The 23,616-nt window shown below is 71.2% G+C and carries 21 protein-coding genes and 1 pseudogene; 12 read left to right on the forward strand and 10 right to left on the reverse strand.

The window, feature by feature from the left end; genetic code table 11:
• Window positions 1-135 precede the first annotated feature (135 nt).
• From OG623_RS12195 to OG623_RS12220, 6 genes are all read left to right on the forward strand, one after another.
• Window positions 136-1,347 carry a pyridoxal phosphate-dependent aminotransferase gene (locus OG623_RS12195; RefSeq protein WP_406146286.1) on the forward strand — a complete coding sequence of 404 codons (1,212 nt, stop codon included), beginning with the start codon at window positions 136-138 and terminating at the stop codon, window positions 1,345-1,347.
• A 104-nt stretch (window positions 1,348-1,451) separates the two neighbouring features.
• Window positions 1,452-1,841: a hypothetical protein gene (locus tag OG623_RS12200; RefSeq protein ID WP_406146287.1), complete on the forward strand. Its 390-nt coding sequence runs from the start codon at window positions 1,452-1,454 to the stop codon at window positions 1,839-1,841.
• A gap of 191 nt (window positions 1,842-2,032) precedes the next feature.
• The gene (locus OG623_RS12205) at window positions 2,033-3,154 is read left to right on the forward strand and encodes a hypothetical protein (protein ID WP_406146288.1); all 1,122 of its coding nucleotides are present in this window, start codon (window positions 2,033-2,035) and stop codon (window positions 3,152-3,154) included.
• A gap of 28 nt (window positions 3,155-3,182) precedes the next feature.
• Window positions 3,183-4,403, forward strand: coding sequence for a toxic anion resistance protein (locus OG623_RS12210; RefSeq protein ID WP_406146289.1), 1,221 nt, complete (start codon window positions 3,183-3,185; stop codon window positions 4,401-4,403).
• A complete protein-coding gene (locus tag OG623_RS12215) occupies window positions 4,400-6,082 on the forward strand; it encodes a substrate-binding and vWA domain-containing protein (RefSeq protein WP_406146290.1) in 1,683 nt (560 codons plus the stop codon). The genes OG623_RS12210 and OG623_RS12215 overlap by 4 nt, the downstream gene beginning before the upstream one ends.
• Window positions 6,069-6,686, forward strand: a complete 618-nt coding sequence (locus tag OG623_RS12220) for a hypothetical protein (RefSeq protein WP_406146292.1) — start codon at window positions 6,069-6,071, stop codon at window positions 6,684-6,686. Before OG623_RS12215 ends, OG623_RS12220 begins: the two co-directional genes overlap by 14 nt.
• A gap of 50 nt (window positions 6,687-6,736) precedes the next feature.
• On the opposite strand, the gene OG623_RS12225 is transcribed toward OG623_RS12220, so the two are convergent.
• Window positions 6,737-8,563: a phosphoenolpyruvate carboxykinase (GTP) gene (locus OG623_RS12225; protein ID WP_406146293.1), complete on the reverse strand. Its 1,827-nt coding sequence runs from the start codon at window positions 8,561-8,563 to the stop codon at window positions 6,737-6,739.
• A gap of 218 nt (window positions 8,564-8,781) precedes the next feature.
• Between OG623_RS12225 and OG623_RS12230 the strand changes: the two genes are divergently transcribed.
• Window positions 8,782-9,465, forward strand: coding sequence for a hemolysin III family protein (locus OG623_RS12230; RefSeq protein ID WP_406146294.1), 684 nt, complete (start codon window positions 8,782-8,784; stop codon window positions 9,463-9,465).
• 42 nt (window positions 9,466-9,507) lie between these two features.
• Here OG623_RS12230 and OG623_RS12235 read toward each other — a convergent pair whose 3' ends face one another.
• Entirely contained in the window at window positions 9,508-11,553 is a 2,046-nt protein-coding gene (locus OG623_RS12235; RefSeq protein WP_406146296.1) for a thioredoxin domain-containing protein, read from the reverse strand.
• 77 nt (window positions 11,554-11,630) lie between these two features.
• Here OG623_RS12235 and OG623_RS12240 point away from each other — a divergent pair.
• A pseudogene (locus OG623_RS12240) lies at window positions 11,631-11,777 on the forward strand (Uma2 family endonuclease); the annotation flags it as partial.
• Window positions 11,778-11,944: 167 nt separating this feature from the next.
• Window positions 11,945-13,579 carry a protein kinase domain-containing protein gene (locus OG623_RS12245; protein ID WP_406146297.1) on the forward strand — a complete coding sequence of 545 codons (1,635 nt, stop codon included), beginning with the start codon at window positions 11,945-11,947 and terminating at the stop codon, window positions 13,577-13,579.
• A gap of 580 nt (window positions 13,580-14,159) precedes the next feature.
• On the opposite strand, the gene OG623_RS12250 is transcribed toward OG623_RS12245, so the two are convergent.
• A complete protein-coding gene (locus OG623_RS12250; RefSeq protein ID WP_406146298.1) occupies window positions 14,160-14,486 on the reverse strand; it encodes a hypothetical protein in 327 nt (108 codons plus the stop codon).
• Window positions 14,487-14,768: 282 nt separating this feature from the next.
• Between OG623_RS12250 and OG623_RS12255 the strand changes: the two genes are divergently transcribed.
• Window positions 14,769-15,302, forward strand: coding sequence for a hypothetical protein (locus OG623_RS12255; protein ID WP_406146299.1), 534 nt, complete (start codon window positions 14,769-14,771; stop codon window positions 15,300-15,302).
• 35 nt (window positions 15,303-15,337) lie between these two features.
• On the opposite strand, the gene OG623_RS12260 is transcribed toward OG623_RS12255, so the two are convergent.
• Entirely contained in the window at window positions 15,338-16,171 is an 834-nt protein-coding gene (locus tag OG623_RS12260) for an ABC transporter permease (protein ID WP_406146300.1), read from the reverse strand.
• A complete protein-coding gene (locus OG623_RS12265) occupies window positions 16,168-17,058 on the reverse strand; it encodes an ABC transporter ATP-binding protein (RefSeq protein ID WP_406146301.1) in 891 nt (296 codons plus the stop codon). Before OG623_RS12265 ends, OG623_RS12260 begins: the two co-directional genes overlap by 4 nt.
• A 157-nt stretch (window positions 17,059-17,215) precedes the next feature.
• Here OG623_RS12265 and OG623_RS12270 point away from each other — a divergent pair, with 157 nt between their 5' ends.
• Together OG623_RS12270 and OG623_RS12275 are read left to right on the forward strand one after the other, a co-directional pair.
• Window positions 17,216-17,707: a hypothetical protein gene (locus OG623_RS12270; protein ID WP_406146302.1), complete on the forward strand. Its 492-nt coding sequence runs from the start codon at window positions 17,216-17,218 to the stop codon at window positions 17,705-17,707.
• Window positions 17,708-17,709: 2 nt separating this feature from the next.
• Window positions 17,710-18,093 carry a winged helix-turn-helix domain-containing protein gene (locus OG623_RS12275; RefSeq protein ID WP_406146303.1) on the forward strand — a complete coding sequence of 128 codons (384 nt, stop codon included), beginning with the start codon at window positions 17,710-17,712 and terminating at the stop codon, window positions 18,091-18,093.
• On the opposite strand, the gene OG623_RS12280 is transcribed toward OG623_RS12275, so the two are convergent.
• The 5 genes from OG623_RS12280 to OG623_RS12300 form a co-directional block, all read right to left on the reverse strand.
• Entirely contained in the window at window positions 18,075-20,720 is a 2,646-nt protein-coding gene (locus OG623_RS12280) for an insulinase family protein (protein WP_406146304.1), read from the reverse strand. The genes OG623_RS12275 and OG623_RS12280 overlap by 19 nt on opposite strands.
• Window positions 20,717-21,646, reverse strand: a complete 930-nt coding sequence (locus OG623_RS12285; protein ID WP_406146305.1) for a hypothetical protein — start codon at window positions 21,644-21,646, stop codon at window positions 20,717-20,719. Before OG623_RS12285 ends, OG623_RS12280 begins: the two co-directional genes overlap by 4 nt.
• Window positions 21,643-22,284 carry a flavoprotein gene (locus OG623_RS12290; protein ID WP_406146306.1) on the reverse strand — a complete coding sequence of 214 codons (642 nt, stop codon included), beginning with the start codon at window positions 22,282-22,284 and terminating at the stop codon, window positions 21,643-21,645. The genes OG623_RS12285 and OG623_RS12290 overlap by 4 nt, the downstream gene beginning before the upstream one ends.
• Window positions 22,281-23,246, reverse strand: coding sequence for an LLM class flavin-dependent oxidoreductase (locus tag OG623_RS12295; protein WP_406146307.1), 966 nt, complete (start codon window positions 23,244-23,246; stop codon window positions 22,281-22,283). Before OG623_RS12295 ends, OG623_RS12290 begins: the two co-directional genes overlap by 4 nt.
• Before the next feature lie 158 nt (window positions 23,247-23,404).
• Window positions 23,405-23,599 (reverse strand): hypothetical protein, encoded by a 195-nt coding sequence (locus OG623_RS12300; RefSeq protein ID WP_406146308.1) that lies wholly within the window; start codon window positions 23,597-23,599, stop codon window positions 23,405-23,407.
• Window positions 23,600-23,616: the final 17 nt, after the last annotated feature.

The raw sequence follows: 23,616 nt of genomic DNA on the forward strand, positions 1-23,616 counted from the left end.
ACCGGCCGTTCCCACGGTCCGCGGCCGGGGTGGCATGCCGATGGAAGACCCGGCGTGGCCGCGCGCACCCCCGGAGGGAGCAACCGGCGCCCGGCCTGGGCGCACCACTCGAAACACGGTCGTAAGCTCGCAGCCATGCAGGTCATCCAGTCCACGAAGCTCTCCGGCGTCTGTTACGAAATCCGCGGCCCCGTGCTCGAGGAAGCTATGCGGCTCGAAGCCGCAGGTCATCGCATCCTCAAGCTGAACACGGGCAACCCCGCGGCGTTCGGGTTCGAGTGCCCGCCGGAGATCCTCGAGGACATCCTGCGCAACCTCTCGGGCGCCCACGGCTACGGCGACGCGAAGGGCCTGCTGTCCGCGCGGCGCGCGGTGATGCAGCACTACCAGACCAAGGGGATCGACCTCGGGGTCGAGGACATCTACCTGGGCAACGGCGTCTCCGAGCTGATCCAGATGTCGATGCAGGCGCTGCTCGACGACGGTGACGAGGTGCTCGTACCCGCCCCCGACTACCCGCTGTGGACCGCCTCGGTCTCGTTGTCCGGCGGTACGGCCGTGCACTACCGGTGCGACGAGCAGGCCGACTGGATGCCCGACCTGGCGGACATCGAGCGTAAGATCACCGACCGCACCAAGGCGATCGTGATCATCAACCCGAACAACCCGACCGGCGCGGTCTACGACGACGAGATGCTGCGCGGGCTGACGGAGATCGCCCGGCGCCACAACCTGGTGGTCTGCTCGGACGAGATCTACGACCGCATCCTCTACGACGGTGCGACGCACACCCCCACCGCCGCCATCGCCCCCGATCTGATGGTGCTCACCTTCAACGGGCTCTCCAAGAACTACCGGATCGCGGGGTACCGCGCGGGCTGGATGGCGGTCTGCGGCCCGAAGGCGCACGCCTCCTCGTACATCGAGGGCCTGACGATCCTGGCCAACATGCGGCTGTGCGCCAACATGCCCGCGCAGCACGCGGTGGCCACCGCGCTCGGCGGGCGGCAGTCGATCAACGAGCTGGTGCTGCCCGGCGGGCGGATCCTGGAGCAGCGGGACGTGGCGTACGACCTGCTGACGCAGATCCCCGGGGTGACCTGTGTGAAGCCGAAGGGGGCGCTGTACCTCTTCCCGAAGCTCGACCCCAAGGTCTTCAAGATCAAGGACGACCGGCAGATGGTCCTCGACCTGCTGCGGGCCGAGAAGATCATGGTGGTGCAGGGTACGGGCTTCAACTGGCCGGATCCTGATCACTTCCGGGTGGTCACGCTGCCGCCGGCCAAGGACCTGACCGACGCGGTGACACGGATCGGGAACTTCCTGGACGGCTACAGCCAGCCCTGAGGGATCCGGATCTCCCGGCCCCTCCCGGCCCCTCCAGGATCCAACACAACTTTAGACTGAATCTAAGATAGGATGGGCCTACCGCGATAGCAGGAGGCCATCCCATGTACGAGCCGATCCGTACCAAATCGGTCCACACATCGGCCGACAGCGCCGATTTCCCCCACCGCAGCCGCGAGGACGAGCTGGACATCCAGCTCGCCGGGCATCTCGCGGCCCTGCTCGCCGTCACCGATGAGCTGGGCATCGCCGTCATGGGCGACCGCATCGCCGCCCAGGTCGCCCGGCTGCGCGGCGCGCCGCCCGCCCGGCACGCAGGACGGAGCGAGGCCCCCGTGGCGGATCTGCACCGCCGCGCCCACGCACTCGCCGGCCGCGTCCTCGTGGTGGCCGCGTCCCGCGCCGACACCGCCGTGGCGATCCTCGCGGCCGAGGCCATGGACGCGCACACCGCCGCCCTGTCCGCGCCGACCGCCCTGGTCGGCGCCCCCTGACGGCACCGGTCCACGGGTCGCGAAGACGCGTGGACCGGTGCCGCACGACGAGCCCACGGGGTCCCGGAGACGCGTGGACCGGTGCCGCACGACGAGCCGGGTGCCCAGCGCACCCGGCTCGTGCATGTTCCCCTCCCGTTGCGTACCGGTATGAGCCCTTCACCTGCCGTCCACCCGACGAAGCGCGGAATGTGGGTTTCCGCGAGCACGCTGCCTGCGTGAGACGCATCGTAGGAATCGTCCTCGCGGTTCTGCTGATCGGCGGAGTGGTGACAGCCGTCGTAGCGGGCCGCGACAGCGGGGACAGTGACACGGCCACGAAGACCGTGCGTGGGGTGATCGGGTCGGAGAAGGCCGAGTTCTTCGACGACCCCGAGGTGGTGAAGGCCTTCGCCGCCAAGGGCCTCACCGTGAAGACACAGACGTCCGGCTCCTGGGCCATGGACCAACAGGCCCTCGAAGGAGCCGACTTCGCCTTTCCCGGCTCCAAGGCCCCGGCCGACGAGCTGAAGAGCGTCGCGCGGACGAACGGCTCCCCGCTGCGGCCCTTCTACTCACCGCTGGTGATCGTCGCCCACCGGGCCGCCGCCCAGGTCCTGGCGGACAACGGGCTCGCCACTCTGGAGACCACGTCAGGGGGGAAGCCGGCCGGGCGCGGGCGCCTGCTCATGAAGCCGTATCTGGAGGCGGCGGAGGACGACAGGACCTGGCAGCAGCTCAAGGGCTCCGAGCAGCACGCCGAGCTCGGCGGAACGGTGTTCGTCACCAGCACCGACCCCGTCTCGTCGAACTCCGGCGCCCTCTTCCTCGCCGCGGCGAGTTACGTCGCCGACGGCGGCCGGGTCGCCGACGGCCCGGCGGCCGTCACCCGCACCGCTCCCCTGATGCGCAAGCTCGTCCAGGTCCAGGGCACCCAGATGACCAGCAGCGACGCGCCGTTCCGCGACTTCGTCAGCGGGGTCGGCAATCCGCTCGTCCTCGTCTACGAGTCGCAGGTGGCCTCGCTGCTGCTGCACAAGCAGGAGACCGGCGACCTCGTCGTCCTGTATCCCGACACCACGGTCTCCAGCGACCACACCGTCGTACCGCTCACCGAGCCGGGCCGGCAGCTCGGCGAGCTGCTCTCCACCGACCCGCGCCTGCGCGAGCTCGCGGTACGCCACGGCTTCCGCCCCCAGGGTGCGGCCGCCGAGTTCACCGCCGCCACCGCGCCCCACACCGCCTTCATCGACCAGCGGCTCACCGGGGTCCACCAGGCCCCCGTGCCCACCGCCGATGTGCTGCGCTCGATGGCCGACCGGGCCCGCGGCTGACCCGCCCACGCCTTCCAGGAGACCGCCCATGCCCAGTCCGCAGACACCGCCGCTCACCCCGCCGGAACCGGAGGACCCCCAGCTCCTCCTCACCCCGCCCGAACCCGTCGCCCCCGTACGCACGGAGCAGGCCGCAGGGCTCGTCCCCGTGGACGACGCCGTACGCACCGAGATGACCCGCCGGGCCACCGAGTACGTCGCCGGGCTCACCGGACTCGACGCGCGTTCCCCGGAGTTCACCACCCGCATCGGTGAGATCACCGCACTCGGGCAGAGCGACATCAGGGCCGCGGCCCAGCAGTCCAACCGGATGCTGGACCGCACCGTCCGTTCGCTCTCCGTCGGCGCTTCCGGCGAAGGCGACGCCCAGCAGCGGGTCGGCGCCTCGCTCCTCGAACTGCGCCGCACCGTCGGGGACCTCGACCCCCGCGACACCCCCGGCAAGGGGGCCAGGCGACTGCTCTCCCGGCTGCCCGGAGGTAACCGGCTGCGCGACCACGTCGCGTCCTACGCCTCCTCCCGGTCCACGCTCAACCGGATCGTGGGCGCCCTCCGCTCCGGCCAGGACGAACTGCGCCGCGACAACGCCGGCCTGCACACCGAACGCACCCGGCTCTGGGAGTCCATGGGCAAGCTCCAGGAGTACGTCGTACTGACCGACGCCCTGGACCAGGCGGTGGAGCAGCGCATCGCCGACGCGGAGGCCACCGCCCCCGACCAGGCCGACGCGCTACGGGCCGACGTCCTCTTCCCCGTACGGCAGAAACACCAGGACCTGCTGACCCAGCTCGCCGTGTGCGCCCAGGGGTACCTCGCGATGGACGTGGTGCGCCGCAACAACGAGGAGCTGATCAAGGGCGTCGACCGGGCCGCCACCACCACCGTCTCCGCCCTGCGGATCGCCGTGATGCTGGCCTCGGCGCTGGAGAGTCAGCGCAAGGTCACCGAGCAGGTCCAGGTGCTGCGCTCCACGACCGAGGACCTGATCCGGGGGAACGCGGAGATGCTCGCCACCCAGAGCGGCGAGATCCAGCGGATCGCAGCGGAGCCGGCGGTCGGCGCGGAGACGCTGAGCACCGCCTTCCAGCAGATCTACCGGACGCTCGACGCCATCGACACGTACAAGGTGCAGGCGACGGAGTCGATGGCGGCGACCGTGGAGTCGCTGACCTCCGAACTCCAGCAGGCCAACGACTACTTGGAGCGCAGCAGGTCCGCCGGCCGGCTCGACGGCGGTGGGCTCGGATGAGCGCCGTACCCCTGACCCCGGCGAGCTCCACGCCCCTGGCCCGGACGAGCCCGGCGGCCCGGCTGAGGAGGGCCCGACGCCGGGCCGCGCGGGCGCTGGCGTCGCTGCTGGCGGCCGCCGTGCTCGTGCCCGTCGCCGCCTGCTCGACGGACTCCGGCGGCGACGGCGGCAGCGGTGACAGCGGCGGGGGCGGTGACGCGGCCCGCCGGCCGGGCACCGTCCGGGTGCTGGCCTCCAGTGAACTCTCCGATCTCGATCCGCTGCTGGAGCAGGCCAGGAAGGACACCGGGATCACGGTGGTGCCCACCTGGACCGGGACGCTCGACGCCGTGGAACTGATCGCGTCGGGACGGGCGGACGGCCGCTACGACGCGGTGTGGCTGTCCTCCGACGACTATCTTCGGCTGCGCCCCGAGGCCGGCCGGCGCGTCACCTCCCAGACCCCGGTGATGGTCTCCCCGGTGGCGATCGGCGTACGCCCGCAGGCGGTGGAGCGTCTTGGCTGGGACCCGGAGTCCGTGACCTGGTCCCAGATCCACCGGGCGGTGGCCGACGGCAAGCTGACGTACGGGATGACCGACCCGGTGCGCTCCAACTCCGGTTTCTCCGCGCTGATCTCGGTGGCCTCCGCGCTGTCCGGCGCGCAGGCCGCGCTCACCGACGCGGATGTGCGCGCGGCGACCGGGAAGCTCAAGGAGTTCTTCTCGGGCCAGCGGCTGACCTCGGGGTCGTCGGGCTGGCTGGCCACCGCGTACACCCGGCGGGGCGATGTCGACGCGCTGATCAACTACGAGTCGGTCCTGCACTCCCTGAACCGCGACAGCCACACCGGTCTGACGGTGATCCGCCCGCGCGACGGGGTGGTGTCCGCCGACTATCCGCTGAGCCTGCTGACGAGCGCAACGCCTGAGGCCGGTGACTCCGTACGCGCCCTCACCGCCTATCTGCGGACCCCGGCCGCCCAGAAGCGCATGACCCGGGACACCTACCGGCGCCCCGTGGTCACCTCCGTGCCGCCCGCGCCACCGCTGCCCGCCGAGGCGCGCCGCGAACTCCCCTTCCCCGGCACCCGGTCGGTCGCCGACGGGCTGCTCGCCGCGTACGACGACAAGCTCCGCCGCCCCTCGCGCACCGTGTACGTCCTGGACACCTCGGGGTCCATGGAGGGTGACCGGCTGCGCCGGCTGAAGGAGGCGCTGGACGGGCTGACCGGGGACTTCCGGGAGCGGGAGGAGGTCACGCTGCTGTCCTTCGGCTCGTCCGTGAAGCGGGTCACCACCCACACGGTCGATCCGGCCGGCCCCGAAGCGGGGCTGAAGGCGATCAGGGCGGACACCGCGGCACTGACCGCCAGTGGGGACACCGCGGTCTATTCGAGCCTGAAGGACGCCTACGGCCGTATCGGCAAGGACACGGAGTCCGCGTTCACCTCGATCGTCCTGATGACGGACGGCCAGAACACGACGGGTGACACGGCCGCCGAGTTCACCGCCTTCTACCGGGGTCTGCCCGGCGCCCGGCAGAGCACCCCGGTCTTCCCGATCGTGTTCGGCGACTCCGACCGCTCGGAGCTCGACCGGATCGCGGACCTGACGGGCGGCCGGCTCTTCGACGCGACGAAGGACAAGGGCCCTGGTTCGCTGGACGCGGCCTTCGAGGAGATCCGTGGCTACCAGTAGAGGGCGCGGCAGGGTGACGGCCTATCTGGAGTCGGCGAAGAACCTCACGGGCTGCGCCTGCGGTCTGGCCGGTCTCGCGCTGACCTTCACCGGGCTCGCGGGAGCGTACTGGCCCGTCGTGGTCGCCGGGCTGTACGGGGCAGGCGCGCTGATCGCTCCGCCGGCCCGGCCCCCGGTACCCGACTTTCCCGATGTGTCCACCCAACTGGAGGAACTGCGCGCCGACTTCGCGACCCTGCGTGCCTATCTGGCCGAGGTGGACCTGCCACCGGCCGCTGCCGGCCGGCTGGTGGAGCTGGTGGACCTGCTGGACGGGCTGCTGGCCCCCGGCTGGGTCTCGGACGCCCTGGGCGCGGATCCCGAGGGCGTACACGCCCTGTCGCGCGCCGTCCACCAGGACATCCCGGAGGCGGCCGACACCTTCGTACGGACGCGCTGGTGGACCCGGATCACCCCGGGCGCCGAGCCCCCCGAGCGGCATCTGGAGCGCCAGCTCGAACTGCTGCACAGGGAGGCGGAGGAGCTCGCCACGGGGCTGCGGGAGGCGGAGTCCCGGCGCCAGGAGACCCACACCCGCTATCTGGAGGACCGCGGCGGCCACTGATCCGGCCGCCGCGGGTGCTGCTCCACCACGGGTGCTGCTCCACCGCGGGTTCAGCCCAGGCGCCGGACCAGCGCGCGGTACTCCTCCCACAGTTCCTCCGGCGTGTGGTCACCGAAGGTGTTGAGGTGCTCGGGGATCAGCGAGGCCTCCTCGCGCCAGACCTCCTTGTCCACCGTGAGGAGGAAGTCGAGGTCGGAGTCGGAGAGTTCGAGGCCCTCGGTGTCCAGGGAGCCCTTCGCCGGCAGGACACCGATCGGGGTCTCGACGCCCTCCGCCGTGCCCTCCAGGCGCTCCACGATCCACTTCAGGACACGGCTGTTCTCGCCGAAGCCGGGCCACACGAACTTGCCCGCGTCGTTCTTGCGGAACCAGTTGACGTAGTAGATCTTCGGGAGCTTCGACTGGTCGGCCTTGTCGGCACCGACCTCGACCCAGTGCTTCATGTAGTCGCCCATGTTGTAGCCGCAGAACGGCAGCATGGCGAACGGGTCGCGGCGCAGCTCGCCGACCTTGCCCTCGGCGGCCGCGGTCTTCTCGGAAGCGACGTTGGCCCCGAGGAAGACACCGTGCTGCCAGGTGAAGGACTCCGTGACCAGCGGGACGGCCGAGGCGCGGCGGCCGCCGAAGAGGATCGCCGAGATCGGCACGCCCTTCGGGTCCTCCCACTCGGGCGCGATGATCGGGCACTGGCCTGCCGGGACGGTGAAGCGGGCGTTGGGGTGGGCGGCGGGTGTGGTGGACTCGGGGGTCCAGTCGTTGCCCTTCCAGTCCGTGAGGTGCGTGGGCAGCTCTTCGGTCATGCCCTCCCACCAGACGTCCCCGTCGTCGGTGAGCGCGACGTTGGTGAAGACGGAGTTGCCCCACATGGTCTTCATGGCGTTGGCGTTGGTGTGCTCGCCGGTGCCGGGCGCGACGCCGAAGAAGCCGGCCTCGGGGTTGATGGCGTACAGCTGGCCGTCGTCACCGAACCGCATCCAGGCGATGTCGTCGCCGATGGTCTCGACGGTCCAGCCGGAGATCGTGGGCTCCAGCATGGCCAGGTTGGTCTTGCCGCAGGCACTGGGGAAGGCGGCGGCGACGTACTTCGACGCACCGCGCGGCGGAGTCAGCTTGAGGATCAGCATGTGCTCGGCGAGCCAGCCCTCGTCCCTGGCCATCACCGAGGCGATGCGCAGCGCGTAGCACTTCTTGCCGAGCAGGGCGTTGCCGCCGTAGCCGGAGCCGTACGACCAGATCTCGCGGTCCTCGGGGAAGTGCGAGATGTACTTGGTGGAGTTGCACGGCCACGGCACGTCTTCCTGGCCTTCGGCCAGCGGGGCGCCGAGGGTGTGGACGGCCTTGACGAAGAAGCCGTCGGTGCCGAGCTCGTCCAGGACGTCCTGGCCCATGCGCGTCATCGTGCGCATGGAGACGGCGACGTACGCGGAGTCGGTGATCTCCACCCCGATCGCGGAGAGCGGGGAGCCCACGGGTCCCATGCAGAACGGGACGACGTACATCGTGCGCCCGCGCATGGAGCCGCGGAAGACGCCCTTCTCGCCGGTGAAGATGTCCCGCATCTCGGCGGGGGCCTTCCAGTGGTTGGTCGGGCCCGCGTCCTCCTCCTTCTCGGAGCAGATGAAGGTGCGGTCCTCGACGCGGGCGACATCGCTCGGGTCGGAGGCGGCGTAGTACGAATTCGGGCGCTTGACGGGGTCGAGCCGGGTGAAGGTGCCCTTGGCGACGAGCTCCTCGCACAGGCGCTCGTACTCGGCCTCGGAGCCGTCGCACCAGACCACCCGGTCCGGCTGGGTGAGGGCGGCGATCTCGTCCACCCAGGAGGCGAGCTCCTGGTGCCGAGTGGGAACAGTGAGGGGAGCCGCGATGTCTCGCGCCACGATCGCTCCTTGTAGAGAGGTGGTGTTGTCAGGCCCCGTGGGGGCTGCGACCCGGATGCTGACTCCTACTGACTTCCCCTGGCGCTCATCCGGTGCCGACCGCGCTCATTCGATCATCCGGCCATCGCGCCCATATGTCCAGGGGGCTGCACACGTGAGCATGGCCACTGGCAGGAGCAGGGCCGCTCGGGTTACGGGAGCGTAGGTAGCATGCCCATATGACTTCTGCCGCCCCCGGGTCCGGACCCGTCGCGCTCACCGAACCCGTCCCGGTCAAACCACGGATGCGGGGCTGGCTGCACGCCGGAATGTTCCCGGCGGTACTCATCGCCGGGATCACGCTGATCGTCCTGTCCGAGAGCACACGGGCTCGCGTCGCCTGCGCCGTGTACATACTCAGCGCCTGCCTGCTGTTCGGGGTGAGCGCGGTCTACCACCGGGGCACCTGGGGGCCGCGTGGTGAGGCCGTCCTGCGCAGGCTGGACCACGCGAACATCTTCCTGATCATCGCGGGCACCTACACCCCGCTGACGCTCCTCCTGCTGCCCGAGTCCACCAGCCGCCCGCTCCTGTGGGCGGTGTGGGGCGCCGCGGCGGCCGGCATCGCCTTCCGGGTGTTCTGGGTCGGCGCCCCGCGCTGGCTCTACACCCCGTGCTACATCGCCATGGGCTGGGCCGCGGTGTTCTTCCTGCCGGACTTCATGCGCACCGGCGGGATCGCCGTGCTGGTCCTGGTCGTCGTCGGCGGAGTCCTCTACAGCGCGGGAGGCGTCATCTACGGCCTCAAGCGCCCGAACCCGTCACCGCGCTGGTTCGGCTTCCACGAGGTGTTCCACTCGCTGACGCTGGCGGCGTTCGTCGTGCACTACGTCGGCATCTCCCTGGTCGCCTACCAGCAGTGACCTGACGTGACCTGACCGCGTGCGGCGAAGGGCCCGCGTCCGTCAGCCGCCGAGCTTCACCGCCAGCTCCGTCACGTCCGTCGTGGGCGCGTCGCAGACGAAGTGCCGGCAGACGTACGCCGTGGGCTCGCCGCCCACCGGCGGCCGGTCCACCAGCAGCGGGAACTCGGTGCCCGCGTCCGGCCCCTCGCCCGCCGCGACGACCGCGCCGGGCGCACGCCCCAGCAACGCCGTGCGGTGCAGCTCCCCGGCGACCGGCCCGGCCACCGCGACCTCGCGCGGACCGTCCAGCAGCGCCTCGGCGACGGCCAGCCCCCAGCCGATGAACCGGGGAGCCTTCGGCCCCAGCGCCCCGACGATCCCGAGGGCACCCTCGGCGGCTGTGCGGTGCGGCTCCGACCCGGTGTGCGCGGCGTACGAGAGCAGCGCACCGGCAGCCGCGGTCCAGCCGGCCGGGGTCGCGCTGTCGGTGGGGTCCTGGGGGCGGCGGATCAGCTGCTCCGCATCATCCGCGGTATCGAACATCTGTCCGTTGTCGCCGGTGAAGTGCTCCAGCACGATGTCAAGCAGGAAGCCCGCGAAATCCAGCCAGGCGCCCTCGCCGGTGACGGAGGCGAGAGCGAGGAACCCCTCGGCGACATCGCCGTAGTCCTCCAGGACCCCGGAGTTCTCCCCCGCACGGCCGTCCTTCGACGTACGGCAGAGCCGGGCGACATCACCCATGTGCACCCGCACGAGCAGGTCGGCGGCCTCGGTGGCCCGCTCGACCAGATCAGGGCGGTCGAAGTACGCCCCGGTCTCGGCCAGCGCGGCGATCGCCAGGCCGTTCCAGGCGGCGACGATCTTGTCGTCCCGCTCGGGCCGTGCGCGCAGCTCACGCGCGGCGAGCAGCCGGGCGCGCACGGCGGCGGCCCGCGCGGCATCGTCCCGCTCGTCTCCCTCCGCCTCCCCGTCCGCGCCCCCTCGCACGAGCCGCAGCACGGATGAACCCTCCTCGAAAGTGCCCTCATCGGTCACCCCGAAGTACCCGGCGGCGAAGGCGGCATCCTCCTCCCCCAGCACCTCACGCAGCTGCGCGGGCGTCCACACGTAGTACGCGCCCTCGACATGACGCCCCTGGGCGTCCTCGCTGTCGGCGTCCAGCGCGGAGGCGAAGCCGCCCTCGGCGGTCCGCAGCTCCCGGACCATGAAGTCCGCCGTCTCCAGGGCCACCCTGCGAGCCAGGTCCGAACCGGTGGCCCGCCAGAGGTGGGCATAGACGCGGCAGAGCAGCGCGTTGTCGTAGAGCATCTTCTCGAAGTGCGGGACGACCCACTCCCGGTCCACCGAATAGCGCGCGAAGCCGCCGCCGAGCTGATCGTAGATCCCGCCGCGCGCCATGGCCGCACAGCTGTCGGCGGCCATCTGCAGGGCGCCCTCGGCCCCCGTACGGGCATGGTGGCGCAGCAGGAACTCGATGACCATGGACGGCGGGAACTTGGGCGCACCACCGAAGCCGCCGTGCTTCTCGTCGTAGTCACGGGTCAGCCGCAACAGGGCCTGCGCCAGCTCGGATTCACCCGGCAGACCCCCCTCGGCGGGGGTCAGGGAACGCCCCGCGAGATCACGGACGATCCGCCCGGCAACCTCGGCGACCTCCTCACGCCGGTCGGTCCACGCGGCCACGACCCCCTGGAGCACCTGCTGGAAGGAGGGGCTGCCGTGGCGGGGCTCGGGCGGGAAGTAGGTGCCGAAGTAGAAGGGTTCGGCATCGGCGGTCAGGAAGACGGTCATCGGCCAGCCCCCCTGACCGGTCGCGGCCTGCACGGCCTCCATGTACACGGCGTCGACGTCGGGCCGCTCCTCACGGTCGACCTTCACGGGCACGAAGTGCGCGTTGAGGTACTCGGCGACAACCGGATCCTCGAACGACTCGTGGGCCATCACATGACACCAGTGACACGCGGCGTAGCCGACGCTGAGCAGCACCGGGACGCTCCGCCTTCTGGCTTCCTCGAACGCCTCGGGCGACCACGGCCACCAGTCGACGGGGTTGTCGGCGTGCTGGAGGAGATAGGGGGAGGTGGTCTGCTCAAGTCGGTTGGCCATGACTCCATCCTTACGCACGCTCCCCCGCCCGCCAACGCGCCACAGGGGCGGGGCGCGAACGGGGCGGGCGGGACACCATGACCGCCGAGATGGTGGCGCCCACATGGACGCATACGCAGATCGGTGCGGAGCAGTACGACTCCTGGTCCGATGAGCAGTGCGCCGGCATCGAGGGCGCCGCCGCAGGCCCGGACCGGAACGCCGACACGGACGTCGACGTCCGCCCGGCCTCCGGGGTCCAGCCCTTGCGCGCAACGCGGCGCAGCCGACGCTGGGCTGCACGGGGACCGCACGGACTCCCCCGTGGCGGGTTCTCACCGCAACCGCGGCGGTGCTTCCCGGCGTCAACGGCGGGAGACGGGCAAGCGTGGGCTTTCGTAGGGTGGGCGGCATGGTGACGGAGGGGGCGGGGCGGGCCGTCGACGGGCGGTTCGAGTTGCTGGAGCGGCTCGGTGGTGGGGGCATGGGCCTCGTGTGGCGGGCACGCGACACGGAGTTGCACCGCGAGGTGGCACTCAAGGAGGTACGCCCCCTCGATCCGAGGATCGCGGAGAACGGCTCGGCGGAGGCTGCCGTGCTGCGGGAACGAGTGCTGCGCGAGGCCCGGGCACTTGCGCGGCTGCGACATCCGCATGTGGTGACCATCTTTCATATCGTCACCGGTCATGAGCCTCAGTTCCCGTGGCTGGTCATGGAGTTGGTGCCCGGCGGCTCGCTCGCCGACCGACTGGAGCGCGGACCGCTGCTGCCGGCCGAGGCGGCCCGGCTGGGGCGGGGAGTGCTGTCCGGGCTGGTCGCCGCGCACTCGGCGGGCATCCTGCACCGCGACGTGAAGCCGGCCAACGTGCTCATCCGGGAGGACGGCAGCCCGGTCCTCACCGACTTCGGGATCGCCGCGCTGGGCGAGCTGTCCACTCTGACCACGAGCGGCGCGCTGATCGGCTCGCCCGAGTACATCGCCCCTGAGCGGCTGCGCGGCCGGGAGGGTGACCCCGCGTCCGACCTCTGGTCGCTCGGCATGCTGCTGTACGTCGCGGTGGAGGGCACCCACCCGCTGCGTCGCGGCACGGTCCTGGCGACCCTCACCGCGGTGCTGGAGGAGTCCGTGCCCCCGCCCACCCGCGCCGGAGCGTTCGCCCCGGTGCTGACCGCCCTCCTGGACCGCGACCCCGCCGCCCGCCCGGACGCGGCGAGGCTTGACCGGCTCCTCGCGGCGGTGGAGGCGGGGACGGCAGGCGATGCCCTCTCCGATACGGAGACCGGCGCGCCGGAGCCCGCGCCGGACGCGCCCGGATACGCCGATCTGCCGACCCGCTCCGCGACCGTCCCCCGCCCCGATGCGGGACAGCCGGCCGACGCGGAACCAGCCCCGGATGAGCCTTCCGACGCCGCGCCGGAGGACACCGGCGCGACAGCGCCTCCCGCAGGGCGCCGCCTCCGCCGCGTGGTCCTCGCCTTCGTGCAGGTGGCCGTCGTACTGGCCCTGATCGGTGCCGGGGTGCGCTTCCTGCCGGGGCTCGTGGAGAAGGCCGGGACAGCTACCGGCGCCGCCCCGCCGGAGCACCGGTCCGACGGCTACTTCCTCACCCCGAAGGGCATGCGCGAGGCGGTTGCCGCGCTGAAGACGAAGACCGGCGGCACCGTCGTCCAGGAGGTGACCGCGCACGGCTACCTGGTCTCGGTCAGCGCCCAGCGCAAGGACCGGCCCGAGGTGCGGGTCAGCTACGACTACCGGGGCGACAAGGTCGAGGGCGGCACCCCTGCCGGGACGGTCGGCGCACCGGACGCCCTCGACATGGCCGCGTTCGACTGGGACCTGCTGGACGACCTGTGGCCCAGAGCCCGGACCGAACTCGGCATCAAGAACGCCGAACCCAGTCACCTGATCCTCACCTACGACCCCGGGATCAAGGGGCCCGCCATCGCCCTGTACGTCAGCGACGAATACGGCGCCTCGTACCTGATGGCGGACGGCAGGGGAAGGATCGTGTCCCGGCACCCCAGAGAGGCTCCCGCGAAGGGATAGCGACCGCCCTGGGGTCCGGTGCGTGTGATCAGACGAAGTACCGGGCCTGTAGGCGGTACAGCTCGGCGTAGGGGCCGTCGGCGATGAGCAGATCCGGTCTCACCGACGGCCGCGGCGGCATACGCCTCGCGGAGTCTGCGCTTGAGCACCTTGCCCGTGCCACCGGCCGGGATCGACTCCATTTCGGCCGCCCGGAGTTCGGCGAGCACCGTCTTGTCCGGGCCGCGCCTGTACGGCATGTACGGCATGCGCGGCTTGCGCGGAAGGCGCGCGTTGCGGCACCGGGCTGCTACAGGTTCACAGTTGATTAAATCTGCACAGTATCTATAGAGTTACTACGCGGTCAGGGTAGGTCGTGACCAGATCGCAACAGGACTTGACCAGTCTGCACATCACTCTCGGGGGAGGGCGCATAGGACACTTATGCTCTGCGCCGTGCGCCGTTCTCACGGCCGCTACAGCAGTCACATTCGAAGCAGCCGAATCCGGCGCGCCACAGCACTGTCCAGCAGCGCGTCGTCGGGACTCCTGATCCTCGTCCTTCACGAGAACCAGGAGCCGAACCGCGGCATTCTTCGGGTCAGCGGCCGTCGACGGACTCTCTCACTTCGCGGACCAGAATTCCGGCCTCACGAATCTTGATTCCGGGACGAGCGGCTCGGAGTGCCTGAATCGCCTTGGTCTCCTTGCCGAACGGATCGATACCGGCAACAGCCAATGTGGTGCGGGCCCACTCCACGGTGGCCGGGCCCTGGTCTGCCCTGATCAGGGTGTCTATGACCTCAAGGGCCTTGTTCAGACCGGGCCGTTCGACCTCGGAGGCGTCGTTCAATGCCTGCTGCACAGCCGACTTGACCGGACCGAGATCGGGCTTCGGGGCCGATCGACCCATTTTCAGATAGTACATCGCCACTTCCCTCACATGCCGTTCAAGCTGATCAAATTCGCACCACCGCCCGCCCGGTTCACCGGGACACGGGCTGTGTGGCGTAGATGAGTAATCGGGAACTTTTACTCCACTGGGGATCTAATGCTCAGCCCACTCAGGGAAAATTCCAACGCCATACCTTATCAAAGTACCCCCAATCGCCTGCATCAAGTGCTGCAACCCGAATCGGCCCGACTTCGCCTGGATGAAATGTCCCGTGGCGTTCGGCACGATGTTTTCGGTGCCTTGCGTGTCGACCGCATGCAGGCTGCACACTTCGAACTGCACCAGCACCTGGCATTCAGTTGTCTACGCAGGGGAGCGAGTGTCAGGTATCTCTTCCCCTCCGCGTGCCTTCAGGACGCGGCGGCCACGTCGTTCCTGCGCCGTATCGCGGCGGAGGGCGCCGAGGTGCGGATCGCGAAGGAGCTGGAGAGCAATCTGCTGGTGTGCGACCAGCAGACCGTCCTCCTCTCGGAACACCCCGACGCCCCCGACCGCAAGGCGCTGCTCTCCCAGGAACCCGGCCTCGTGCGCAATGTGACCGGACTGTTCGGTACGGCGTGGGCCCATGCCACGGATTTCGCCGAGCCGTCGCCGCCCACGCCCCTCACACCCGGTCACAAGCAGCTGCTCGCACTCCTGCTCCGCCCCGGCAAGGACGTCACCCGGGCACGTGAACTCGGTGTGTCCATCCGCACGTTCCATCGCCGGGTCGCGGGCCTCTACGAGCACCTCGGGGTGACCAGTCGTACCGAAGTCGCACTCGTGGCCCGTGAATACGTGGGCGACTGAGGGCCCGTACCGTTCCACCGTCAGCCGCCGGGGGCTCAGTAGGCGGTCCTGGTCATGCGCTTGCGGTCCCGGTCGGACAGGCGGCTTCCGGACTCCTTGAGGGTCATCCGCCGCAGCAGCACCGGGGCCAGCAGGAAGCCCGCGACCGCCCAGGCGCCGAGCACCCCCGCGGTGAGCGGGAGTTGCCAGCTGCCCTCGACCTCCAGCGCCTGGGCGCTTTCCGGAAGCATCGCGGAGCGCAGCCCCTGGGCGATCCACCGGAGCGGGAACACCGAAGCCGTGTGCTGGAGCCAGCCAGGCATGTTCCCGAGCGGCAGGAACGCCCCGGAGATCACCATCAGGCCCGTCATGGGCAGCATGTAGACGCCCACCGCCTCCCGGGAGGCCGGCAGCAGTGCCCCGACGGCGGCTCCGGCCGGCACCACCGCCACCACGCCGAGTGCCAGCACCCAGCAGAGGGTCATCCACTGGCCGGCCCCGTTCGGCGGGTCGGTGCCCAGCAGCACGGTGCCGCCCACGAGCAGCAGCGCTTCGGAGCAGGCGAGCGCGGCCAGGAGGAAGACGGTCTTGCCCACCAGGTACGCGGCCACCGCCCCCGGTATCCCGCGCAGGCGCAGCATCGTGCCGTCCTCCCTGTCTCCGGAGAGGACCTGGGGCACTGTCAGCAGGCCGAACATGAAGATGGTCGCGGCCATGCCTCCGGCGAGGACCAGCTGGGTGGCATGGGTGTCGCCGTCCCCGGAGCGCCAATAGGCGACGGCGAGGAAGAACACCGGCGGCAGCAGGTAGTTGTAGAGGTCCTTCCGGCTGCGGGCCGCCTGCCGCAGCTCCAGGGCGCCGCGTGCGAGGCCGAGGCGGATGGGGGTCACTGTGCCTCCTTGTGTGCGGTGTCCGCCGAGGTACGGGCGCGGCCTTCACTGATCATCCCGAGGTAGACGTCCTCCAGGCTCGGGCGGCGTACCTCGAGGCCGGGGACCGGTCCGTCGAACTTCTGGTGCAGTTGCCAGACCAGCTCCGAGGGGTCCGCGGTGCGCTGCCGCTGCTGCATACCCTCGACTGTCCAGGTGACCTCGGACTGCGAGCGGGCGTGGGCCGTCAGCTCGTCGAGAGTGCCGTGAGCGGTGACACGGCCGGCCTGCAGTACACCGATGCGGTCGGCGAGTTGCTGCGCCTCGGTCATGTCGTGCGTGGTCAGCACGATGCTCATGCCGCGTTCGTCACGCAGCTCCCGCAACAGGTCATGGAAGTCTCGGCGGGCTTCCGGGTCAAAACCCGTGGTGGGCTCGTCCAGGAAGAGGAGTTCGGGGCGTCCGACGATGCCCAGCGCCACATCGAGGCGGCGCCGCTGACCGCCGGAGAGCGTGGACGCCGACTGCTCGGCCTGGGCCGTGAGCCCGACCCGCCGCAACAGCTCGGCGGGGTCCCAGGGATCCGCGTAGTAGCGGGCGAAGTGGCCGAGCAGCTCACCGACCCGCCACCTCCCGTGGTCCCGGCTCGACTGCAGCACGATACCGATCCGGGCACGCCATGCGGCGTCGTCCCGCTGCGGGTCACGGCCCAGGACCCGCACCGAGCCCGCCGTACGCCGGCGGTGTCCCTCCAGCACCTCGATGGTGGTTGTCTTGCCTGCGCCGTTCGGACCGAGCAGACCGAAGAGTTCGCCTCTGTGTACGTCCAGGTCCAGTCCGTCCAGGATGCTCCGTCGGCCGTAGCTCATCCGGAGGTCCCTGACGTGGATGACGTGGTCAACGTCCACCAACTACTCCCCGCTTTCCCCGTGTCGCGTCGAGAGGTTCCTGCCGGCCCTCTGTTCCGATGTCTTCCGACATCCATGTCTTGGCAGGAAGTACTTTCCTCCTAGGAAAGTACATGCCAGTATGGGAGTCAGCAACCCACCGACGGACGGAGATGCCATGTCCCAGACCCCACGCCCCAGTCCGGCCGAGGCTTCCGCGGCCCTGCGGACGGCGGAGCAGGCCCGAGCGGCGTCCGCGCGCCCCCGGCGTCCACTCCCCCGCTGGTACGCACCCGCCAACGGGCTGCTCCTCCTCGTGGGCCTGTCCCTCATCGGGGTGTCGTGGCTGCTCCCGTCGGACGACTGGAAGCCGACCACCGCGGTCCAGCTGGTGGGAGCCCTGTTGATCGCCCTCCAGTGCGTGCTGACCCAGCGGATCGAGCACCGGCCGGGCATCATCAGGACCACGGTCAGCTTCCTCGGCCGCGGGCAGCTCCTCGCGCTGTATCTGACCCCGGTGGCACTGGGTGTTCTGCTCGCCATCCCCTTCGGCCGGCCTGCCCTGTTCCTCACCGTGGGCATCGGGGTCGGGCTGACGAACTGGGGCCTGCTGAGCCGGGAACGCGTCCTGGACCGGGCTGCCGCGTCCCCTTCCGCACAGGCGGAATGAGCATGCCCACTCCCCCCGAGCGCTCCTCGGCCCCGGTACTCAACGAGCTGATCCACCAGCCGACCCGGCTCACCGTGCTGTCCTTCCTGTCCGGCTGCTCCGAGGCGGAGTTCCGCGCCGTCAAGGAGGAGTGCGCGTTGTCGGACTCCTCCCTGAGCAAGATCGTCAAGACGCTGGAGGACGCCGGATACCTCACCGTGCGCAAGGGCTACGTCGGCAAGCGTCCCCGCACCTGGCTGAGGATCAGCCCGGAGGGGCGGCGCGCTCTGGCCGAACACCTCACGGCCCTCCAGGCCATCGTCGACAGGGCGGCCACCCGGGGCGGCGCGGCGGGCTCCGCTCCGGAGCCCGGTTCCGACGGCCTCTCTCACAGGGAGTCCAGGTAAGCGTCGCGCCCCAGCAGCACACCGCTGGAAGGACCGGCCCCGAACAGCCGTCCTGCCGCAGGTGACACGTCCTCGGGGGCGACGGCGTGCAGCCGCTCGGGGAAGGCCATCGTGTCCGCGGCGGTCCAGCCTCTCGTGCCGAGCCGGGAGAGCGCATCGGCGAGTGCCGACGGGGAGTCGTACACGGACGCCAGCTGTCCCGCGCAGAACTCCGCCGCCTGTGCCACCTCGGCCTCGGCGGGCACCTCATCGCCCAGCCGGGCGCACTCCGCCCGCACGGTCTTGAGCAGCAGCCCGGCCTGCTGTCCCGGCACCCGCGCCCGGATCCAGGCGCGGGGCGCGCCCACGAACAGGTCCCGCCCGGTGAACAGTTCGCTCACTCCGAGGCCCTGAGCCCCGGCCGCCAGGCCGAGGCGGCCGCGGAAGTAGCCCCCGAGCAATGCCGTGGCGAGATAGCGGGCCGCCTCGTCTTCGTGCCCGGGTGGCTCGGGCCGGCAGAGCAGAATCCGTACGTCGTCGGTCTCCTGCTGCCTCACCCGCACCAGCCGGCCGGTGTGCCAGACGGCGGCAGTGGGCTGCCCGTCGCTGTCCTGCGTGCCGTCCGGGAACAGCCGGTGCACCGCCCGCGCCACTCGGGCCCCCGTCCACCCCGCGACGACGGCGAGGCTTCCGCCCCGCGGACCTGGCGGCACCGGATCCCGCACATCCGCCGCCGCGGCCCAGAGTTCCCTGTCCAGGTCCTGGCCGAACACGGCCGCGCCCCGACCCGCGCCGCCCTCGGCGTCCGCGTTCCCGTCGGCCTCTGCGAGGACGGTGCGCAGGTGCACCGCGAGTGCGGCGAAGGGGCCGAGGGCAGCCTCGGGTTCCTCGGCGGGTGCGTACCCGGCCGCCTCCAGCCACTGGCCGTCCTCGGTGACCCTCACCGTGAGTCCACCGCCGAGTTCCCGCAGCGAACGGTCCGCGCCCGTGCCCCGGACCAGTGCCCGGACCAGGGAGGTGGTCGCGTGCGGCGCGGTCAGCGCGAAGGCGCCCAGATTCAGTCGGAGCCGTATCTCCGCGGGGGCGCCACGGCTGTCGGTGACGGCCAGCAGACGCAGCCCGGACGGCAGCACCTCGTCGTACGTGGCCCGCGCAGGCATCGGGTGCTGCGGGTCCGCCGCCGGCACGGGCCTGGGCCCTTCCGGGCTCCTGGCGAGCTGCCCGGCGCTGCGGTACGCACCGCGGCCACGGTCGGCGGGGGACGGTGCGCCATGGGTGAGCGGGGCCGGGCGCCCCTCCTCTCCTGGCCACGACCCCACGGCGAGCACTCCTTGACGCGCCCCGGCCAGGGAGGCCGCCGCACCCGATATCCGGTCCGGCGTCAGTTCAAAGAGGCGCCGCGGGGTTTCGTCCAGCAGGCTCACATCGTCAAACAGCTGCTCGAAGCGCCCCAGGCTCCGGCTCCGGGCGCTCAGGTCGGCCTGCGTGCGCAGATGCCGCACACCGAGACCGCGGGCGTGCGCCGTCACCTCGGCAGCGGGAAGGCGGGTCACGGCACGCTCCTCCAGGGCGGACCGCACGTTCCCGGCGAACCGCTCCGGGTCCGCGCCGTGCGGCAGCGAGCCCACCACGATGAAGGCGTCCGGGTCCCGGGCGTCCAGCGGTCCGAAGAAGCCACAGCCGGCGTTGGCCGACAGGCCAGGGCCTGCCCCTCCCGGTTCCGACAGCGGGCCTCGTCCGCCGAGGACACGGGCGAGGACCATCGCCGCCAGATAGCCGTCCAGGTCACGGTCGGGGCCGAGCAGCGGGTGGCCCACGGCGACCGCGGTACCCGGCACGCCCGCCCCGGTGTAACGCAGCCATCGGTCCTCGCCGTCCAGCGGCTCGTCCAGCACCGGTCGGGCCGGCAGCCCACGGGCCGGGATGTCCCCGAAGTGCCGTTCGATCAGGGCCATCGCCCGGTCAGGTTCGAAGCCACCGACCAGGGTGAGCACGGCATTGCCCGGAGCGTAGTGCGTGTCGAAGAACTCTGCGCAGTCGTCCAGGCCGACCCGCCTGAGCCGTTCGATGTCGCCGAACCCGTCATGCGCGTTCGCGGGTTCGCGGTAGAGCACCCGGGGAAGGAGCGGCCACGGAAACCCGCCCAGCGGCGTGTCGACCGTCCGTTCCCGGATCTCCTGCTCGACGCCCGCCAGCTGCCCGCCGAGTGTCTCGGGGGTGAACCGGGGGGCCCGCATCCGGTCGGCCTCGCCGAACAGCGCGGGTTCCAGAACGGCCGAGGGGACCACCTGGTAGTAGTCCGTGTAGTCCTGGTGCGTCGTTCCGTTGGCCGCACCGCCGAAGCGGTGCACGTGCTCGAAGAACTTCCCGTCGGGCAGGCTTTCGCTGCCACGGAACATCAGGTGCTCGAAGAGGTGCGCCAGGCCCTCCTGGCCGGGGCGCTCCGACCTGAAGCCCACTCCGTACGTGACGCAGAGCGCGACCCTGGCCGCCTCTGGGCGCGGCTCGAGGAGCACCCGGAGTCCGTTGGACAGAGTGGCCCTGAGCGGCCCGGCGCCCGCTGTGTCGCCCGCGGACGTCCACGTCTGCTTCCTGCCCGCGCTGCGCATCGCCACGGCTCCCCGCTGTCGTTCTTGGTTCTCGGTCACAGATCGATGAGGTAGGCCAGGAAGTCGGCATAGCGCCGTACCTCGGCGTCGGGAAGTGCCGCCACGTAGGCGCCGTAGTCGTGCAGATGCAGAGCGATCCGTACGGCGGCCGCGCGGGACCAAGGGGTGCCCGGCTCGCGCCCGTAGCCCTCTTCCAGCGCGTCCAGCAGCGCCTGCCACTTCCCGAAGTCGCCGCCGCACTGCCAGCAGAGCTCGATCAACTCCCCCGCGACCCAGCCCAGATCCAGGTACCAGGGCGCCAGGCACAGGTCCTCGCCGGTCAGCAGCTCGGCGCCGGCCGTGCCGTCACCGTCCGCCACCGGCACCGCCGAGCCGAGGCCGGGGGCGCCGTGGGACAGCACCGGGTACCGCCGGTCCTCGACGGTGAGCGCGCACCAGCGCCGCAGCGCACTCCAGCGGCGGGGCCCCAGCCGGTCACGGAGCAGCACATCGGTGCGCTGCCCCGGAGCGCCGGCATCTGGTCCGGTGCCGGCTCCGTCGGCCGTGAGCCGGCGCAGGAGCCGCTCGGCCCCACGGGCGGGGGCGGTGGGAAAACCGGGTCCTGGCTTCAGCGCGTGCAGCCGGGCGAGCGTACGGCCCACAGAGCGCAACGCCGATTCAGCTGCGGGTACGGGTCCCTCGCGCAGCAGCAGAGCGGCCAGCGACTCCGCACCGTCCACGTCGTAGACGCGGGAACCGCCGTCCGGTGTGCCCGTCACCAGGCGCCCCGCGGATGCGGGGCCGGCGTCCCGGTCACCGAGCCGCCGGAGCTCGGCGAGCAGGTGCGGCGCGGGTACGGGCACGAAGGGGCGTGGCGCGAGCGGGCCCGGAGTACGACGCCACCGGCAGGTTCCCGCCGCGCCACGACGGATCTCGGTGCGCAGGAGGCCGGTGCCGTACGCGGCGACGAGGACACGGTCGGTCACGGTCGGGCCGCCCCTGCGGGGTCGTGCGGCTCCGGGCTCTCGCCGACCTGGCGTTCCCTCAGACGCTCGATTTCCCGTACGGCCTCGGGAAGGACGGCCGGGGCCCAGGCGTCCTTGCGGCCCGTGGTGCGGCTCATGGCGGGCACCGGTGGGACCACGGCGGTGTTCGGGCGCCCGGCGAGGGCGGCGACGTGCCCCGCGCACACGGGGCTCTGCCAGCCTCCGGGGGGAAGGGCGGGCGCGAGCACCACCGGCACGGTGCAGCACTGGATGGCGAGCAGCGCGGGGCTGTCGGCCAGTCCCAGCGCACAGCGGGCCAGGAAGTGGAAGGTCGCCGGATACACGAGGACGGCTTCGGCCCACTCCGCCCACTCGACGTGCAGGGCGCCGGGCTCGTCGGCGGGCCAGGTGTCGGTGCGTACATCGGTGGACCGGTGGTCCATGAGTGCTTGCAGCGTGACGAAGCGTTGCGCACTGCGCGTCACGACGACCCTGGTCTCCAGATCCGGGTACACCTGGCCCAACCAGGTGAGCCAGAAAGGCATGTTGGACGCGGAAGCGGATCCGGTGACCACCACCAGCAGCCGCGAGATGCCGAGCGGCGGTACGCCCGGCGCAAGCGTGGCTCCGGTGCTCACAGCGCGGCCTCACGGATGATCTCGTCGAGCTCGGTGAGGGCGGTCTGCGACCCGTACAGCGTGTGCACACCGGACAGGTTGACGACCACCTCGTCCACACCGGAATCCCAGTAGCGGTGGATGGCCTCCGCGAGCTCCTGCACGGTTCCGTAGAGGAAGGCCCCGCTGTCCAGCAGACCCTTGGCGCCGGACTCCAGGTCCGACGGATCGGTGTCGACTCCCGCCTTCCGCAGCATGTCCTGGTAGTGCGGCAGCCGCAGGTGTCCGGTGTTGCTGGCGAGAGCGAGCCGCACCGGGTCCCGCTTCGCTCCGCGGATCGCCATCGGCACCATGGACACGACCTGGGGCGCCGTACGCCGCCCCGTCTCGGCGCCTTCGGCGAGTGCGGGCCGCAACGTCCGTCGTACGTAGTCGGCGGGTGTGAGCCAGGTGATGGCGACGTCGGCGAGTTCGCCGGCCACCCGGGCCATGCCGGGGCGCAGCACTCCCAGCCCGATCTGCACGGGGGGTGCGGGCAGCGGGTGCAGTCCGCCGTTCACCCGGTAGATCTCACCGTCGAGTACCGTCCCCTGCTCGCCTTCGAGCAGTCCCCGCACCACGGACACGTACTCCCTGACCGCGGTCAGCTGGCTGGGGTAGGGGGATCCGAGCAGACTCTGCTGGAAGGTCCTGGCACCGGGGCCGAAGCCCGCGACCACGGGGTGTCCGGTGGTCGCCGCCAGCGAACGGGCCTGGAGGGCGGCCTCGTAGGGGTGTCGCAGCGGCATCAGTGTGACGCCGGTGCCGACCGGTACACGGAAGCCCGCGGCGGCGGCGTAGGAGAACGACTGGAAGGGGTCGATCAGGGTTCCCTGCCCCTGCCAGAGGCGGTGCGCCGGGCTCCACTGCAGATACGCTGCGTACGGGACGATATGTTCCGGCCGGTGCGGAACGAACGGGACCAGAACGGAAAGTACGGGCAAGGTATGTCTCCTGGAGGGCCGAACCGGCCGAACCGGACGGCATGATGGGGCCCGGGGCGCTGCCGGTCGGCACCGTGGCACACGGACCGCCGCAGCGGGCGCCGTCTCTCCCGGCACCCGCTGCGGCTCGGCTTCACGCCCTCGGGGCGTGAAGCCCGTCAGCAGCCGTGGTCGACCGTGGCGGTGACGGCCTGCGACGTGGCGAAGCTGGCGGCGGCGCTCTCGATGGCGCTCAGCACGCACAGCGGCGTGGTGGCCGGCGCGTCGACCGTGGCCTCGACGGTCAGGCCCTCGGCCGACACGTACTCCCCGTAGTGGGAGATCAGCTCCATGGTGGTGGCATTCTGCGACATTTTTTGTGCGCTCCTGT

Origin of the sequence: Streptomyces sp. NBC_01012 (genome assembly GCF_045162755.1) — a bacterium.
In the GTDB taxonomy this organism is placed as follows: domain Bacteria; phylum Actinomycetota; class Actinomycetes; order Streptomycetales; family Streptomycetaceae; genus Streptomyces.

What these genes read in the sequence shown, in the direction of transcription:
- OG623_RS12215 (WP_406146290.1), top strand. Translation starts at nt 4,400, where the DNA reads ATGAGCGCCGTACCCCTGACCCCGGCGAGCTCCACGCCCCTGGCCCGG.
- OG623_RS12275 (WP_406146303.1), top strand. Translation starts at nt 17,710, where the DNA reads ATGCCCACTCCCCCCGAGCGCTCCTCGGCCCCGGTACTCAACGAGCTG.
- OG623_RS12255 (WP_406146299.1), top strand. Translation starts at nt 14,769, where the DNA reads ATGCAGGCTGCACACTTCGAACTGCACCAGCACCTGGCATTCAGTTGT.
- OG623_RS12300 (WP_406146308.1), bottom strand. Translation starts at nt 23,599, where the DNA reads ATGTCGCAGAATGCCACCACCATGGAGCTGATCTCCCACTACGGGGAG.
- OG623_RS12195 (WP_406146286.1), top strand. Translation starts at nt 136, where the DNA reads ATGCAGGTCATCCAGTCCACGAAGCTCTCCGGCGTCTGTTACGAAATC.
- OG623_RS12245 (WP_406146297.1), top strand. Translation starts at nt 11,945, where the DNA reads ATGGTGACGGAGGGGGCGGGGCGGGCCGTCGACGGGCGGTTCGAGTTG.
- OG623_RS12235 (WP_406146296.1), bottom strand. Translation starts at nt 11,553, where the DNA reads ATGGCCAACCGACTTGAGCAGACCACCTCCCCCTATCTCCTCCAGCAC.
- OG623_RS12200 (WP_406146287.1), top strand. Translation starts at nt 1,452, where the DNA reads ATGTACGAGCCGATCCGTACCAAATCGGTCCACACATCGGCCGACAGC.
- OG623_RS12250 (WP_406146298.1), bottom strand. Translation starts at nt 14,486, where the DNA reads ATGTACTATCTGAAAATGGGTCGATCGGCCCCGAAGCCCGATCTCGGT.
- OG623_RS12210 (WP_406146289.1), top strand. Translation starts at nt 3,183, where the DNA reads ATGCCCAGTCCGCAGACACCGCCGCTCACCCCGCCGGAACCGGAGGAC.
- OG623_RS12270 (WP_406146302.1), top strand. Translation starts at nt 17,216, where the DNA reads ATGTCCCAGACCCCACGCCCCAGTCCGGCCGAGGCTTCCGCGGCCCTG.
- OG623_RS12230 (WP_406146294.1), top strand. Translation starts at nt 8,782, where the DNA reads ATGACTTCTGCCGCCCCCGGGTCCGGACCCGTCGCGCTCACCGAACCC.